Origin of the sequence: Streptomyces sp. NBC_00122 (genome assembly GCF_045160845.1) — a bacterium.
Classification (GTDB): domain Bacteria; phylum Actinomycetota; class Actinomycetes; order Streptomycetales; family Streptomycetaceae; genus Streptomyces.
Window position 1 is genome coordinate 5306268 of sequence record NZ_CP108191.1, and the last position, 16580, is coordinate 5322847.

At 75.4% G+C, this 16580-nt stretch carries 1 protein-coding gene; it reads left to right on the forward strand.

Going from position 1 to position 16580, the window contains the following annotated elements; translation table 11 throughout:
* Positions 1 to 266 precede the first annotated feature (266 nt).
* A complete protein-coding gene (locus tag OG737_RS24815; RefSeq protein WP_405921986.1) occupies positions 267 to 16571 on the forward strand; it encodes a type I polyketide synthase in 16305 nt (5434 codons plus the stop codon).
* Positions 16572 to 16580 lie beyond the last annotated feature (9 nt).

Here is a 16580-nt window from a genome sequence, read left to right on the forward strand (position 1 = left end):
TGTCATTGAAGGTGGCCGGGGCGGGCGCGGAGAACACCGACCACCCCCCTGACCGCTCGGTGACCCGCCCGCACCCCCGCCCAGCAGGCACGTCGCCACGGGCGGGGCGGGCGCGCGGCGTCCGGCGCGGGGTCCGGGCGGGCGCCGGGCAGGGTCAACACCTGGGGGGATAGGGGTGTCGCGCCCCTTCGGGGCCGACCTAGCGTGCGATCACCCCGTGGCCGGAACTGACCCGGGGCAATCGATACCGAGCTGGGAGCGTGCAGATGTCCGCGGGCTTCGATCCTGTCGCTGATGACTTGTCCGGCGCGGAGGTCCGCCCGGGGGCCCAACTGGCCGCCCGGCTGACCGGACTTCCCGGGAGCGAGCAGTCCAGGCTTCTCCTCGACCTGGTCTGTGCGCAGGCCGCCGACATCCTCCGCAAGGCCCGTCCCGACACCGAACCGGTGGTCGCGACCGGAACCTCCTTCAAGGAACTGGGCCTGGACTCGATCGCCCTGGTCGACCTGCACGCCCGGATCAACGCCGCGACCGGGCTGGGCCTGCCGGTGACCGCCGCGTTCGACCACCCCAGCCCCGAGCTGCTGGCCGCGTACGTCCGTACGGAACTCCTGGGCGGACCCGCCGAGCCGGTGGCCGCGCACCCCGCCCCGGCCGCGGCCGCCCCCGAGGTCTTCGACGGCGAGCCCATCGCCGTCGTCGGCATCGGCGGCCGCTTCCCCGGCGGAGTCCGCTCGGCCGAGGAGCTGTGGGACCTGGTCGCCCGGGGCGGCACCGCCGTCGGCCCCTTCCCCGACAACCGCGGCTGGGACCTCGACGCGCTGTTCGACGACGACCCGGCCACACCCGGCACCTGCTACACCCGCACCGGCGGGTTCCTGCACGACGCCGCCGAGTTCGACGCCGAGTTCTTCGGCATCAGCCCGCGCGAGGCGTTGGCCATGGACCCGCAGCAGCGGCTGCTGCTGGAGACCGCCTGGGAGGCGCTGGAGCGGACCGGCATCGACCCGACCTCGCTGCGCGGCACCCGCACCGGCGTCTTCATCGGCGCTGGCCCCTCCGAGTACGGGCCGCGGGTGCAGGACGCCCCCGAGAGCCTGACCGGCTACCTCGTCACCGGCGGCGCGCTCAGCGTCACCTCGGGGCGCGTCGCCTACGCGCTGGGCCTGGAGGGCCCGGCGCTCACCGTCGACACGGCGTGCTCGGGATCGCTGGTCTCGCTGCACCTGGCCGTGCAGTCGCTGCGCCGCGGCGAGTGCTCCATGGCCCTGGCCGGCGGTGTCACCGTACTGAGCACGCCCGGCCTGTTCACCGAGTTCAGCCGGCAGCGCGGGCTCGCCCCCGACGGGCAGATCAAGGCCTTCGCCGCGGGCGCCGACGGAACCTCCTTCGCCGAGGGCGTCGGCCTGCTCGTCGTGGAACGCCTCGACGACGCCCGCCGCAACGGACACCAGGTGCTCGCCGTCATCCGCGGATCGGCCGTCAACCAGGACGGCGCCAGCAACGGCCTCACCGCCCCCAGCGGCACGGCGCAGCAGCGCGTCATCTTGCAGGCCCTCGCCGACGCCGGGCTGTCCGGCGACGAGGTCGACGCGGTCGAGGCGCACGGCACCGGCACCACGCTGGGCGACCCGATCGAGGCCCGGGCGCTGATCGCCACCTACGGCAAGGACCGCCCCGAGGACCGGCCGCTGTGGCTCGGTTCGGTGAAGTCCAACCTGGGGCACACCCAGGCCGCGGCCGGCGTCGCCGGCCTGATGAAGATGATCATGGCGATGCGGCACGGAGTGCTCCCGCAGACCCTGCACGTCGACGCCCCCAGCGGGAACGTCGACTGGTCGGCCGGGACCGTACGGCTGCTCACCGAGCCCGTGCCGTGGCCGACGGACGAGGACCGGCCGCGCCGGGCGGGCGTCTCCGGCTTCGGCATCAGCGGCACCAACGCGCACATCATCGTGGAGGAGCCGCCCCGCGAGCCGCTGGCGGACACCCCCGCGCCCGCCGGTACCGGCGCCGACGCCCTCACGCCCGGCGCCGTACCCGCCCTCGTACCGGTCGCAGGCCGCTCCGACGAGGGCCTGCGCGCGCAGGCCGCGCGGCTCGCCCAGTACCTGGCCGAACGGCCCGAGCTCACCCCCGGCGACGTCGGGCACTCGCTCGGCACCGGCCGGGCCGCCCTCGAACACCGCGCCACCGTCCTGGCCGCCGACCGGGAGGAACTCCTGGAGGGGCTGCGCGCCCTCGCCGACGGACAGAGCACCCCGGGAACCCGCACCGGGGCCCTCCCCGCCGGGCGCCTCGCCTTCCTCTTCACCGGCCAGGGCAGCCAGCGCCTGGCCATGGGACGGCAGCTGTACGACACCCACCCCGTGTTCGCGGACGCCCTCGCCGACGCGATCGGCTGGCTCGACCTCCAGCTCGACACCTCCCTGTGGGACGTCCTCTTCGCCGAGCCCGGCTCCGAAGCCGCGGCCCTCCTCGACGAGACCCGCTACGCCCAGACCGCCCTGTTCGCCGTCGAGACCGCCCTGTTCCGGCTCGTCGAGTCCTGGGGCGTGCGCCCTGACTTCCTCGCCGGCCACTCGATCGGCGAGATCGCGGCCGCCCACGCCGCGGGCGTCCTCAACCTGGAGGACGCGGCCACCCTCGTCGCCGCCCGCGGCCGCCTGATGCAGGAGCTGCCCCCGGGCGGAGCCATGGTTGCCGTACAGGCCACCGAGGAGGAGGTCCTCCCGTACCTCGGCGAGCAGGTCGCCGTCGCCGCCGTCAACGGCCCCGACTCCGTGGTCCTCTCGGGCGAGGAGAGCGCCGTACGGGCGCTCGCCGACCGGTTCGCCGACCAGGGGCGCAAGACCAAGCGGCTCCAGGTCAGCCACGCCTTCCACTCGCCGCTCATGGAGCCGATGCTGGAAGAGTTCCGGCGGGTCGCGGGCATCCTCACCTACGCCGCGCCGCGCATCCCGATCGTCTCCACCGTCACCGGACGGCTCGCCACCTCCGAGGAACTGCGCTCGCCCGACTACTGGACCGGCCACGTCCGCGAGGCCGTCCGGTTCGCCGACGCCGTGGACTGGCTCTCCGGGCAGGGCGGCGTACGCACCTTCCTGGAGCTCGGCCCCGACGCGGTCCTCAGCGCGCTGGGCCAGCACTGCCTGCCCGAGGAGCGCGAGGCCGACACGGTCTTCGCGCCCATGCTGCGCGCCGGCAAGGACGAGGTCCGCGAGGCGCTCGGCGCCGCCGCCCTCGCCCACACCCGCGGCGCCCTGCTCGACTGGGCCGCCGTGTACGCGGGACGCGACACCCGCCGCGTCGACCTGCCCACCTACGCCTTCCGCACGCGGCGCTACTGGCTCGCCCCCGAGCGGGCCGGCGGTGACCCCTCGGGGCTGGGCCAGCTCGCCGCCCAGCACCCGCTGCTGGGATCCGTCGTCGACCTCGCGGGCGCCGGCGGCACCGTCCTGACCGGCCGGCTGTCGCTGCGTACCCACCCGTGGATCGCCGACCACACCATCGCCGGGGTCACCCTGCTGCCCGGCACCGCCTTCGTGGAACTCGCCCTGCGGGCCGGCGCGGAGACCGGCTGCGCGTTGGTCGAGGAGCTGACGCTCCAGTCCCCGCTGGTCCTGCCCGAATCGGGCGGAGTGGCGCTCCAGGTGGTCGTCGCCGCCCCCGACGAGGCCGGCCGCCGCGCCGTCGAGTGCTACTCGCGCCCCGACGGCGCCGACAGCGCCGACGAGGCCGAGGACGGCTGGGTGCGCCACGCCACCGGCGTCCTCGCGCCCGCCGCCCCGGAAGCGGACGCCGCCGCCCTCTCCGGCCCCTGGCCCCCGGCCGGCGCCGTCCCGCTGGACGTCAGCACCCTGTACGGCGACATGGCGGACGAGGGCTACGGCTACGGGCCCGCCTTCCACGGCGTTCAGGCCGCCTGGCTCCGCGACGGCGAGGTCTTCGCCGAGGTCGAGCCCCCGCAGCCGGCGCGCGCGGACGCCGCGGCCTACGGACTGCACCCCGCCCTGCTGGACGCCGCGCTGCACCCCGCCGACCACGCCCTGGCGGCCCGCGGCAGCCGGCCCGAGGGCACCTGGATCCCCTTCTCCTGGAACGGGGTCACGCTGTACACGTCCGGCGCCTCCGCCGTGCGCGTACGGATCACCGCGCGCGGGAGCGAGGAGCTCGCGGTCACCGTCGCCGCCGCCGACGGCTCCCCCGTCGCCCGGGTCGACTCGCTGCTGCTGCGCGCCGTCACCGGGGCGCAGCTCGCCGGGGACCGGCCCGACCCGCTGCTGCGCGTGCAGTGGAACCCCGTCGAACTGCCCGCCACCGCGGTCGGGTTCGCCGAGTTCGCGGATCTCGCCGATCTGGCGGACGGCCCGGTGCCGCCCGTCGTCGTCCACCGCACCCTCCCCACCCCGGACGGCGACCTGCCCTCCGCCGTCCGCACGGTGGCCGCCGACGCGCTGGCCGCCCTGCGGACCTGGCTGGAGAACGACCGCTACGCCGAGTCCCGTCTGGTCGTCGTCACCCGCGACGGCGCGGCCGTACCCGGCACCGACGTCGACCTCGCGCAGGCACCCGTCTGGGGTCTCGTACGGTCGGCCGAGGCGGAGAACCCCGGCCGCTTCACCCTCGTCGACACCGACGAGGCCGGACTCGCCTCGCTCGGCCGCGCGCTCGCCGGCACCGAACCCGAACTGGCCCTGCGGGGAGCCGGGTCGTACGTGCCGAGGCTGGCCGCCGTACCCGCTCCCGCCGAGGAGCGCCCGGCCCCCTGGGACGAAACCGGCACCGTACTGATCACCGGCGGCACCGGCGGCGTCGGCGCCGAACTCGCCCGCCACCTGGTGCGGCGGCACGGCGTCCGCCACCTCCTGCTCACCAGCAGGCGCGGCCCGGACGCCCCCGGAGCGCGCGAACTCGTCGCCGACCTCGCCGCCCTGGGCGCCGAGGCCACCGTCACCGCCACCGACGTCGCCGACCGGGACGCCCTGGCCGTGCTGCTCGCCGCGATCCCGGCCGCGCACCCGCTGCGCGCCGTGGTGCACGCGGCCGGCGTCATCGACGACGGCCTGACCGGCTCCCTCACCGCGCAGCGGCTCGACACCGTGATGCGGCCCAAGGTGGACGCGGCCTGGAACCTCCACGAGCTGACCGCGGACCTCGGCCTCACCGCCTTCGTCCTCTTCTCGTCCGCGTCGACCGTCCTCGACGGCGCGGGCCAGGGCAACTACGCCGCCGCCAACCTCTTCCTCGACGCGCTGGCCGCCCGCCGCGCGGCGGCCGACCAGGTCGTCACCTCCCTCGCCTGGGGCCTGTGGGCCGGCGGCGGCGGCATGGGCGCGACCCTCGACGCGGCCGCCCTCACCCGCATCGAGCGCCTCGGCCTCGACTCGCTGTCCTTCGAGGAGAACCTCGCCCAGCTGGACAAGGCCCTGGCCGGCCACGAGCCGACGGTGGTCCCCGTACGCGTGAACCACCGTGCCGTACGCGGCCGTTCCGACGGCACGCCCACCCTGCTGCGGGCCCTCGTGCGCAGCGCCGTCCGCCGTCCGGCGGCCGGGGCGTCCGCCGCCTCCGTACCGAACGCCCAGGTGCCGCTCGGCGCGCGGCTCGCGGAAATCGGGGCGGCCGACCGCCTCGCCACGGTGCTGCGGCTGGTCCGTACCGAGGCCGCGGCCGTACTCGGCTACCAGAGCGCCGAAGAGGTCACCGCGACCCGGGCGTTCACCGAGACCGGCTTCGACTCGCTGGCCGCGGTGGAGCTGCGCAACCGCCTCGGCGCGGCCACCGGCCTGCGGCTCAGCGCCACCCTGACCTTCGACTACCCCACCGCGACCGCCCTGGCCGAGCACCTCGTCACCAAGCTCGTCGGCGCGGCCGCCCCCTCCGCGGCCCCCGCCCCGGCCGCGCCCGGCGGGCAGGCCGCCACCGACGCCGACCCGATCGTGATCGTCGGCATGGCCTGCCGCTACCCGGGCGGGGTGACCTCGCCCGAGGAGCTGTGGCAGCTGGTCGCGGACGGCGCGGACGCCATCGGCCCCTTCCCCACCGACCGGGGCTGGGCGGGCGACCTCTACGACCCGGAGATCGGCAAGCCCGGCAAGACGTACTCCACCGAGGGCGGATTCCTCTACGACGCCGCCCAGTTCGACCCGGCGTTCTTCGGGATCAGCCCGCGTGAGGCGCAGGCCATGGACCCGCAGCAGCGGCTGCTGCTGGAGGTCGCCTGGGAGACCTTCGAACGAGCCGGGATCGACCCCCGGTCCGTCAAGGGCAGCAGCACCGGCGTGTTCGCCGGCGTGATGTACCACGACTGGGGGCTGCGGCTCGGCCCGCTCCCCGAGGACGTGGCCGGCTACCACGGCAACGGCAGCCTGGCGAGCGTGGTCTCCGGGCGGGTCTCCTACGTCCTGGGCCTCGAAGGCCCGGCGGTCAGCGTGGACACGGCCTGCTCCTCCTCGCTGGTCGCCCTGCACATGGCCGCGCGCTCGCTGCGCTCGGGCGAGTGCTCGCTGGCCCTCGCCGGCGGTGTCACGATCATGTCCACCCCGGACACCTTCCTCGACATGAGCCGCCAGCGCGGTCTCGCCGCCGACGGCCGCTGCAAGTCCTTCGGAGAGGGCGCGGACGGTACGGGCTGGGGTGAGGGCGCGGGCGTCCTGCTCCTGGAACGGCTCTCGGACGCAACGCGCAACGGACACCGGGTGCTGGCCGTCGTGCGCGGCTCGGCACTCAACCAGGACGGCGCCTCCAACGGCCTGACCGCCCCGAACGGCCCCGCGCAGCAGCGGGTGATCCGCCAGGCACTGGCGGACGCCGGACTGACGGCGGCCGAGGTCGACGTGGTCGAGGCGCACGGCACGGGTACCCGGCTGGGCGACCCGATCGAGGCGCAGGCCCTGCTGGAGACGTACGGCCAGGAACGCCCCGAGGGGCGGCCGCTGTGGCTCGGTTCCATCAAGTCGAACATGGGGCACACGCAGGCCGCCGCAGGTGTCGCGGGCATCATCAAGATGGTCAAGGCGATGGACCACGGCCTGCTGCCGCGGACCCTGTACGCCGAGACGGCGTCCGACCAGGTGGACTGGTCGGCCGGTGAGGTGGAACTGCTCACCGAGGCCCGCGCATGGGTGGCGTCCGGCGGGGTGCGCAGGGCCGGTGTGTCCTCCTTCGGGATCAGCGGCACCAACGCCCACGTGATCATCGAGCAGGCGCCCGAGCAGCAGGCGCGGGTCGCGACGGCCGCCGCGGCCGGGACCGGGCCGGGCGCCGAGCTCCCCGCCCTTCCCTGGGTGGTCTCCGGCGCCACCCCCGAGGCCCTGCGGGCCCAGGCCGACCGCCTGCGCGAGCGCCTCGCGGAACTCTCCGACGAGGAACTCGCCCCCGCCGCCGACGTACTGGCCACCGGACGCGCGGCCCTGGAGCACCGCGCCGTCGCCCTCGGCGCCGACCGCGCCGAGCTCTCCCGCTCGCTGGAGCTGCTCGCGGGCGCCGCCGTGGCCCAGGACGGCAAGACGGCCTTCCTCTTCACGGGGCAGGGCGCCCAGCGGTTGGGGATGGGCCGCGAACTGTACGCGTCCTTCCCCGTGTTCGCCGAGGCCTTCGACGCGGTGTGCGCGGAGACCGACCCGCACCTGGGCCGGTCGCTGCGCGAGGTGGTGTGGGGTGAGGACGCGGAGGCGCTGAACGCGACCGCCATCGCCCAGCCCGCCCTGTTCGCCCTCGAAGTCGCCCTGTTCCGGCTCGTGGAGGCCTGGGGCCTCACGCCCGACGTGGTCGCCGGTCACTCGATCGGCGAGCTCGCCGCCGCTCACGTCGCGGGGGTGCTGTCGCTGGCCGACGCGGCCCGGCTCGTCGTCGCACGCGGTCGACTGATGCAGGCCCTGCCCGTCGGCGGCGCGATGGTCGCCGTCCAGGCCACCGAGGCGGAAGTCCTGCCGCTGCTCACCGACGAGGCGGGCATCGCGGCGGTCAACGGCCCGCGGTCCGTCGTCGTCTCGGGCACCGAGGCCGCGGTGCTGGCCGTGGGCGAGCACTTCGCCGCCGCGGGCCGCAAGACCAGCCGGCTGTCGGTCTCGCACGCCTTCCACTCGGCGCTCATGGAACCCATGCTCGACGAACTGCGCACGGTGGCCGAGCGGTTGACGTTCCACGAGCCGCGCGTCACCGTCGTCTCCACCGTCACCGGCGACACCTCCACGCAGTGGCAGTCACCGGAGTACTGGGCCGGCCAGGTACGCGAGCCCGTCCGCTTCGCCGACGCGGTCCGCCGCGCCGAGGAACTGGGCGCCCGTACCTTCGTCGAGATCGGCCCCGACGCGGTCCTCACCGCACTCGGCGCGGGCTCCGCCACCCGTGAGGACACCGCCTTCGTCCCCCTGCTGCGCCGCGACCGTGACGAGGCCCGCGAGACGCTCACCGGCATCGGCGCGGCCTGGGCGCGCGGCAGCGCCGTCGACTGGACCGCCGTGCTCGGCGGCCCGGCCCGCCGCCCCGGTACCCTCGTCGACCTGCCCACCTACGCCTTCCAGCGGGGGCGCTACTGGCTCGATGTACCGGCCAGGGCCGGAGACGTCGGCTCGGCCGGCCTCGACGCCGTCGACCACCCCGTTCTCGGCGCGGCCGTCCTGTCGCCCGAGTCGGGGTCCGTCGTCCTGACCGGCAGGCTCTCCGCCGCCGGACACCCCTGGGTCGCCGACCACGGTGTGCACGGAGCCGTACTGCTCCCGGGCACCGGGTTCGTCGAACTCGCCGTACGCCTCGGCGACCAGGTCGGCTGCGACCTCCTGGAAGAAATGACCCTGGAGGCCCCGCTCGTCCTGCCCGCGACCGGCGGCGCCGCCCTGCGCGTCGCCGCGGGCGCCCCCGACGAGACCGGCCGCCGTCCCCTGCACATCCACTCCCGCCTGGACGGCGCCCCCGAGGGCGCCTGGACCCGCCACGCCACCGGCTTCCTCGCCACCGGCGAACCCCCGCGGGTCGAAGCGGACCTCACCCAGTGGCCGCCGCCCGGCGCCACCACCGTGGACGTGACCGGGGCGTACGAGAGCCTGCGCGAGCGCGGATACGGCTACGGGCCCGCCTTCCAGGGCCTGAAGGCGGCCTGGCGGCGCGGCGACGAACTGTTCGCTGAGGTCGCCCTGCCCGACACGGTGCGCGGCGAGGCCGGCGACTACGGCCTGCACCCGGCCCTCCTGGACACCGCCATGCACGTGGACGTCCTGGTCGACCAGGGCGAGGGCGGCACCGAAGCGCTGCTGCCCTTCGCCTGGAGCGGGGTCGCCCTGCACGCCACCGGAGCCGCGGCCCTGCGCGTGTACGTACGCCGCATCCGCGGCGCGGAGGAGTCGGCGATGGTCGTCGCCGACGAGACCGGCCGCCCCGTGATGACCGTGGGCTCGCTGATCTGCCGGCCCGTCTCCGCCGAACAGCTGGAGCCGGTGGACGGCACCCTCTCCGACGCCCTGCGGCACATCGAGTGGACCGCGCTCCCCGAGCCGGCCGAACCCGCCCACTCCTCCTCCACCGTCGTGCTCGACGAGTACGGGCTGGCCATCCTCGGCGACCCGTCGGCCGTCGTGCTGGCCTGCTGCCCCACCCCGGTGCGCAGGCCCCTGCTCGAAGCCACGCGCACGGTCACCTCGTACGTGCTGGGCCTGCTGCAGTCCTGGCTGACGGACGAGCGGTTCGAGTTCACCACCCTGCTCGTCGTCACCCGCGGCGCGGTCGCCACCACCGGCGACACCGCCCCCGACCTGACCCAGGCCCCCGTGTGGGGCATCGTCCGGGCGGCCCAGGCCGAGAACCCGGGCAGGATCGTCCTGCTCGACACCGACCCGGACGTCGACCCGGTGGAGTTCCCGGGCATCGCGGCCGCGGCCCTGGCCCACGGCGAGCCGGAACTCGCCCTGCGCGACGGCCGATTCCTCATCCCGCGACTGGTGCCGACGCCCGTACCCGAGGCGGACTCCCCCTGGAACGGCGACGGCACCGTCCTCGTCACGGGCGGCACCGGAGGCCTGGGCGCGCGCATCGCCCACCACCTCGTCACCCGGCACGGCGTACGCCACCTGCTGCTCACCAGCCGCCGCGGCCCGGACGCCCCCGGCGCCGCCGGCCTGCGCGAGCGCCTCATCGAGGCCGGAGCCCTGGACGTCCGGATCGCCGCCTGCGACGCGGCCGACCGCGCCGCACTGGCCGGCACCCTCGCCGGCATCCCCCACGAGCACCCGCTCACCGGCGTCGTCCACGCGGCGGGCGTGGTGGACCCCGGCCTCATCGGCACCCTCACCCCGGAACGCCTGGACACCGTCCTGCGCCCCAAGGCGGACGCCGCCTGGCACCTGCACGAACTGACCCAGGACCTCCCGCTGACGGCGTTCGTGCTGTTCTCCTCGGCGGGCGGACTCGTCCTGCCCGCCGGTCAGGGCAACTACGCGGCCGCCAACGTCTTCCTGGACGCACTGGCAGCGCACCGGCGCGCGGCCGGACTCCCCGCGACTTCCCTCGCGTACGGCCTGTGGGCGGTCAACACCGGCCTCGGCGGCGAGCTCACCGACGCCGACATCGAGAAGATGAACCGGCTCGGCCTGCCCGCCCTGCCCGCCGCGCACGGCCTCGAACTCTTCGACCAGGCCCTGCGCACCCGCCGCGCCCTGCTCGCCCCCCTCGTCGTCGACCCGGCAGCCCTGCACGCCCGGGGCGCCGACGTCCCGCCGCTGCTGCGCGCCGCCGCGGCCGCCGGCCGGCCCACGACCCGCCGCAGCGCGGCGAACGCCGCGCCCGTCGGCGACAGCCTCGCCCGCAGGCTGGCCGCCCTCGGCGCCGCCGAACGCCGCCGGGCCCTCCTCGACATGGTCGCCACGCAGGTCGCCGCCGTCCTCGGCCACGAGTCCGCGGACACCGTCGGAGCGGACCGTGCCTTCAAGGAACTGGGCTTCGACTCCCTGGCAGCCGTCGAACTGCGCAACGCCCTCAACTCCGCGACGGGCCTCAGGCTTCCCGTCACGCTCGTCTTCGACTACCCGACCACCCGCGCCGTCGCCGAGTACCTCGACACGGAACTCGGCGGCACGGAACCGGAAACCGCCCCCGAGCAGACCGCCCCGGTGGGCCTGTCGGACGACGAACCCATCGCGATCGTCGGCATCAGCTGCCGCTTCCCCGGCGGCGTACGCTCCGCCGAGGACCTGTGGGACCTCGTCGCCGAGGGCCGCGACGCCATCGCCGGCTTCCCCGCCGACCGCGGCTGGGACACCGACGGCATCTACGACCCGGAACCCGGCCTGCACGGCAAGACGTACGCCCGGGAAGGCGGCTTCCTCTACGACGCCGCCGAGTTCGACCCGGCGTTCTTCGGGATCAGCCCCCGCGAGGCCATCGCCATGGACCCGCAGCAGCGGCTCCTGCTCCAGGCGGCCTGGGAGGCGTTCGAACGCGCCGGCATCGACCCCACGACCATGCGCGGCAGCCAGACCGGTGTCTACGCGGGCGTCATGTACCACGACTACGGCTCGCGCCTCCAGCACATCCCCGACGACGTCGCCGGCTACCTCGGCAACGGCACCGCGGCGTCCATCCTCACCGGCCGCGTCGCCTACACCCTCGGCCTCGAGGGCCCGGCGGTCAGCGTGGACACGGCCTGCTCCTCCTCCCTCGTCGCCCTCCACATGGCCTGCCAGGCACTGCGTCGCGGCGAGGTCGGGATGGCCCTGGCCGGCGGTGTCACGGTGATGTCGACGCCCGAGATCTACGTCGAGTTCGCCCAGCAGCGCGGACTGTCCGCCGACGGCCGCTGCAAGGCCTTCGCGGGCGGCGCGGACGGCACGGGCTGGGCGGAGGGAGTCGGCCTGCTGCTCGTCGAGCGGCTCTCCGACGCCCAGCGCCTGGGTCACGACGTCCTCGCCGTGATCCGCGGCTCGGCGATCAACCAGGACGGCGCCAGCAACGGCCTGACCGCCCCCAACGGTCCCTCGCAGCAGCGGGTCATCCAGCGCGCGCTCGCCACCTGCGGCCTCACCACCTCCGACGTGGACCTCGTCGAGGGCCACGGCACGGGCACCCGGCTGGGCGACCCGATCGAGGCCCAGGCGCTGCTCGCGACGTACGGCCGGGGGCGGCCCGCCGAGGACCCGGTGTGGCTGGGTTCCATCAAGTCCAACATCGGACACGCCCAGGCCGCGGCAGGCGTCAGCGGTGTCATCAAGTCCGTCATGGCCCTCCGCAACGGCCTGATGCCCAAGACCCTCCACGTGGACGAGCCCTCGCCCGAGGTCGACTGGGAGGCCGGGAACGTACGGCTGCTCACCGAGGCCAGGCCGTGGCCCCGGCGGGCCGACCGGCCGCGCCGCGCCACCGTCTCCTCGTTCGGGCTGAGCGGCACCAACGCCCACCTGATCGTCGAGGAGGCACCGGAGCCGGCCGTGGCACCCGCTCCTTCGGTGCCCGCGACGGCCGACGCGCCCGCGGCGTGGCCGCTGCTGCTGTCCGGCTCGGACGAGGACGGCCCGGCCCGCCAGGCACAGGCCCTGCGCGCCCGGCTGCTCGCCGATCCGGACCTGCACCTCGGCGACGTCGCCTACACCCTGGCCACCGGCCGTGCGGCGCTGGAACACCGCGGGGCGGTCCTGGCCGCGGACACCCCGAGCGCACTGCGCGAGCTCGACGCCTTCCTCGCCGGGGACGGCGTCCGCGGATCCGCTCGGGCGGCCGGGCGGACGGCGTTCCTGTTCACGGGGCAGGGTGCGCAGTGGCTGGGTATGGGGCGGGAGTTGTACGTGTCCTTCCCGGTGTTCGCCGAGGCGTTCGACGCGGTGTGTGCGGAGGTCGACGGGCATCTGGGGTGCTCGTTGCGTGAGGTGGTGTGGGGTGGGGACGCGGAGGCGTTGAACGCGACCGCGATCACCCAGCCGGCGTTGTTCGCGCTTGAGGTGGCGTTGTTCCGGCTGGTCGAGGCGTGGGGTGTGAAGCCCGATGTGGTGGCCGGTCATTCGATCGGTGAGCTGGCGGCGGCGCATGTCGCCGGTGTGCTGTCGCTCGCCGACGCGGCCCGGCTGGTCGTGGCGCGTGGCCGTCTGATGCAGGCGCTGCCTGCGGGTGGTGCGATGCTGGCCGTGCAGGCCACGGAGGCGGAGGTGCTGCCGCTGCTGTCCGATGGTGTCGGTGTCGCGGCGGTGAACGGTCCGCAGTCGGTGGTGGTCTCGGGTGTCGAGGCCGGGGTGCTGGCCGTGGGTGAGCACTTCTCGGCGGCGGGTCGCAAGACCAGCCGTCTGTCGGTGTCGCACGCGTTCCACTCGGCTCTGATGGACCCGATGCTGGACGAGTTCCGGACCGTTGCCGAGGCCTTGACCTTCAACGCTCCTCGCGTGCAGGTCGTCTCCACGGTCTCGGGTGAGCTGTCGGAGGCGTGGCAGTCGCCCGAGTACTGGGTCGGGCAGGTCCGTGAGGCCGTCCGCTTCGCCGACGCCGTCCGCACGCTGGAGCAGCAGGGTGTGACCCGGTTCCTGGAGATCGGCCCGGACGGGATCCTGACCGGCCTCGCCGCGCAGAGCCTGGACGACGCCGTGCTCGTCGCGGCCGTGCGCAAGAACCGCTCCGAGCCGGAGACCCTGGTCGCCTCCGTGGCCCAGCTCCACGTCCACGGCGTGGCCGTCGACTGGGAGGCGTTCCACGCCGGTACCGGCGCCCGCCGCGTCGACCTGCCCACCTACGCCTTCCAACGCACCCGCTACTGGCTCGACGCCCCCGCCGCCGTCGGTGACGCGGCCGGACTGGGCCAGCTCCCCGCCGGGCACCCCCTGCTCAGCGCGGTCGTGGTCTCGCCCGAGACCGGAGCCCCGGTCCTCACCGGCCGGATCTCCGTCCCCACGCATCCCTGGCTCGCCGACCACGCCGTACACGGCAACGTCCTGCTGCCGGGCACCGCGTACGTGGAGATGGCCCTGCGCGCCGGGCACGAGGCGGGCTGCGCCCAGCTGGAGGAGCTGACCCAGGAGACCCCGCTGCTGCTGCCCGGCAACACCGGAGTCGCCGTGCAGGTCGTCGTGGGCGAGGCCGACGGGACCGGGCGCCGGGACGTCACCGTGTACTCGCGCGCCGAGAACCTGGCCGCGGACGCCGCGTGGACCCGCAACGCCCGCGGTGTCCTCGCTCCGGAGCCGGCGGTCCCCGCCGCAGACCTGGAGACGTGGCCCCCGGCCGGCGCCGAGCCGGTGCACGTGAGCGGGATGTACGAGGACCTCGCCGGACTCGGATACGGGTACGGCCCGGTCTTCCAGGGCCTCACGACGGCCTGGCGGCGCGGCGACGAGCTCTTCGCCGAGATCGCGCTGCCCGACCACGCCCGCACCGACGCCGCCGCGTTCGCCCTGCACCCCGCCCTGCTCGACGCGGCCCTGCACGCGGAGCGGATCTTCGACGCGGATCACGAGGGTCCGGTCCGGGCGGCCCTGCCCTTCGTCTGGAACGGCGTCACCCTGCACGCCACCGGAGCCGCCGCCCTCCGCGTGCGGCTGACCAAGCCCGGCCCCGACGCCGTCGCCCTGCGGATCACCGCACCGACCGGCGAGCCCGTGGCCACGGTGGAGTCCCTGGTGGTGCGCGAGGTGTCCGCCGAGCAGCTGGTGGGCAACGGCGACAGCCGCGGCGCGCAGCTGTTCCGTGTCGACTGGCAGGCCCACCAGCCGTCCGGCGCCCCGGCGTCGGCCCAGGCCACGGTCCCCCTGGACGACTGGGTGGTGGTCGGATCCGGCCTCGCCGGTTTCCGGTCGGTGTCCTCGCTCACCGACCTCGCGGCGGAGCAGCGGGTTCCGGGCACGGTCGTGCTGACCGCACCGGACGTCTCCGATGTCTTCGGTACGACCGGCGGGGTGCCCGAGCAGGTCCGGACGTCCGTGGGCCGGCTCCTCGACGGGCTCGGGCAGTGGCTGGCCGACGAGCGGTTCACCGACTCCCGTCTGGTGCTCGTCACCCGGAACGCGGTGGTGGCCGGGGACGGCGACGGCGTCGACTGCGTGCAGGCCCCGCTGTGGGGCGTGCTGCGCGCGGCGCAGGCCGAGAACCCGGGCCGCTTCACCGTCGTCGACCTCGACGAGGCGCCGGAATCGGTACGGGCCCTGCCCGCCGCCGTCGTCTCGGCGGAGACCGAGATCGCCGTCCGCCGCGGCGAGGTCCTCGTACCCCGCTACGCCGCCACCTCCGGTGGTGCGCAGCCCCTGGCGTGGGACCCGGACGGCACCGTGCTGATCACCGGCGGCACCGGCCTGCTGGGCGCGGTGCTCGCCAGGCACCTCGTCGCCGAGGCCGGCGTACGCCACCTCGTACTGACCAGCCGCCGCGGTACGGACGCCCCCGGAGCCGCCGAACTCCAGCAGGAGCTCGCCGCGTCGGGCGCCACCGTACGGATCGTCGCGGTCGACGCGGCCGACCGCTACGCGCTCGCGGCCCTGCTGGACGAGATCCCCGCCGGGCACCCGCTGACCGGCGTCGTGCACGCGGCCGGAGTCATGGACAACGCCCTGGTCGGCGCGGTCACCAAGGAGCAGGTGAGCAAGGTGCTGCGGCCCAAGGTGGACGCGGCCTGGCACCTGCACGAGCTGACGAAGGACCTGGGCCTGACCGCCTTCGTCCTCTACTCCTCGGCCGGCGGCCAGATCCTGTCCGCCGGGCAGGCCACCTACGCGGCGGCGAACGTCTTCCTCGACGCGCTCGCCGCCGACCGCCGCGCTGCCGGACTCGCCGCCACCTCGCTGGCCTGGGGCCTGTGGGAAGGCACCGTCGGCGAGGGCCCGGAGCTCACCGAGGCCGACCTGCGCCGGATGGGCCGCTCCGGAGTCCTGGAACTGTCCTTCGGCGACGGACTCGCCCTGTTCGACGCCGCGCTGGGCCGGGACGAGGCCCTGCTCGCACCCGTCCGGCTCGACCGTGCCGCGCTGCGCGAGCGGGCCGACGAGATCCCGGCCCTGCTGCGGGCCCTGGCCGGTCCGCCCGCCCGCAAGGCCGTCAAGGCCGCCGCGGTTCCGTCCGCCGGCTCCGGGGACACCGGCGGATCCCTGGTGCGGGGCAAGCTGGCCGGACTGGAGGGCGGACCGGAGCGGGTCCGCTACCTGGAGGAGCTGGTACGGGGCCACGCGGCAGCCGTGCTCGGCCACGGCGACCCCTCGGGTGTCGCGGCCGACCGGGGCTTCACCGAGCTCGGACTGGACTCCCTCGGGGCGATCGAACTGCGCAACCGGCTCCAGAAGGCGACCGGGCTGCGGCTGCCCGCCACGCTGATGTTCGACTACCCCAACTCGGCGGCCCTGGCCGGGTTCCTGCTGGAGGAACTGGAGCCCGAGCCGGCGGCCGCGGCGGCCGCGGAGCCCCTGGACGAGGACGGCATCAGGCGGGCCCTGCTGTCGATCCCGGCGGCGCGCCTGCGCGAATCCGGCCTCCTCGACGCGCTGCTCGGCCTGGCGCAGGCACAGGACGCTCCGGCGGGGCCGAGCGCCCCGTCGGCCGACCAGGGCGCGGCCATCGAGGAGATGGACGTGGACGACCTCGTACGAGCCGCCCTGGCCGGCGGCGAACTCAGCTGACCCCGACCT

Coding starts and splice junctions, on each gene's coding strand:
- OG737_RS24815 (WP_405921986.1), top strand. CDS start 267: ATGTCCGCGGGCTTCGATCCTGTCGCTGATGACTTGTCCGGCGCGGAG.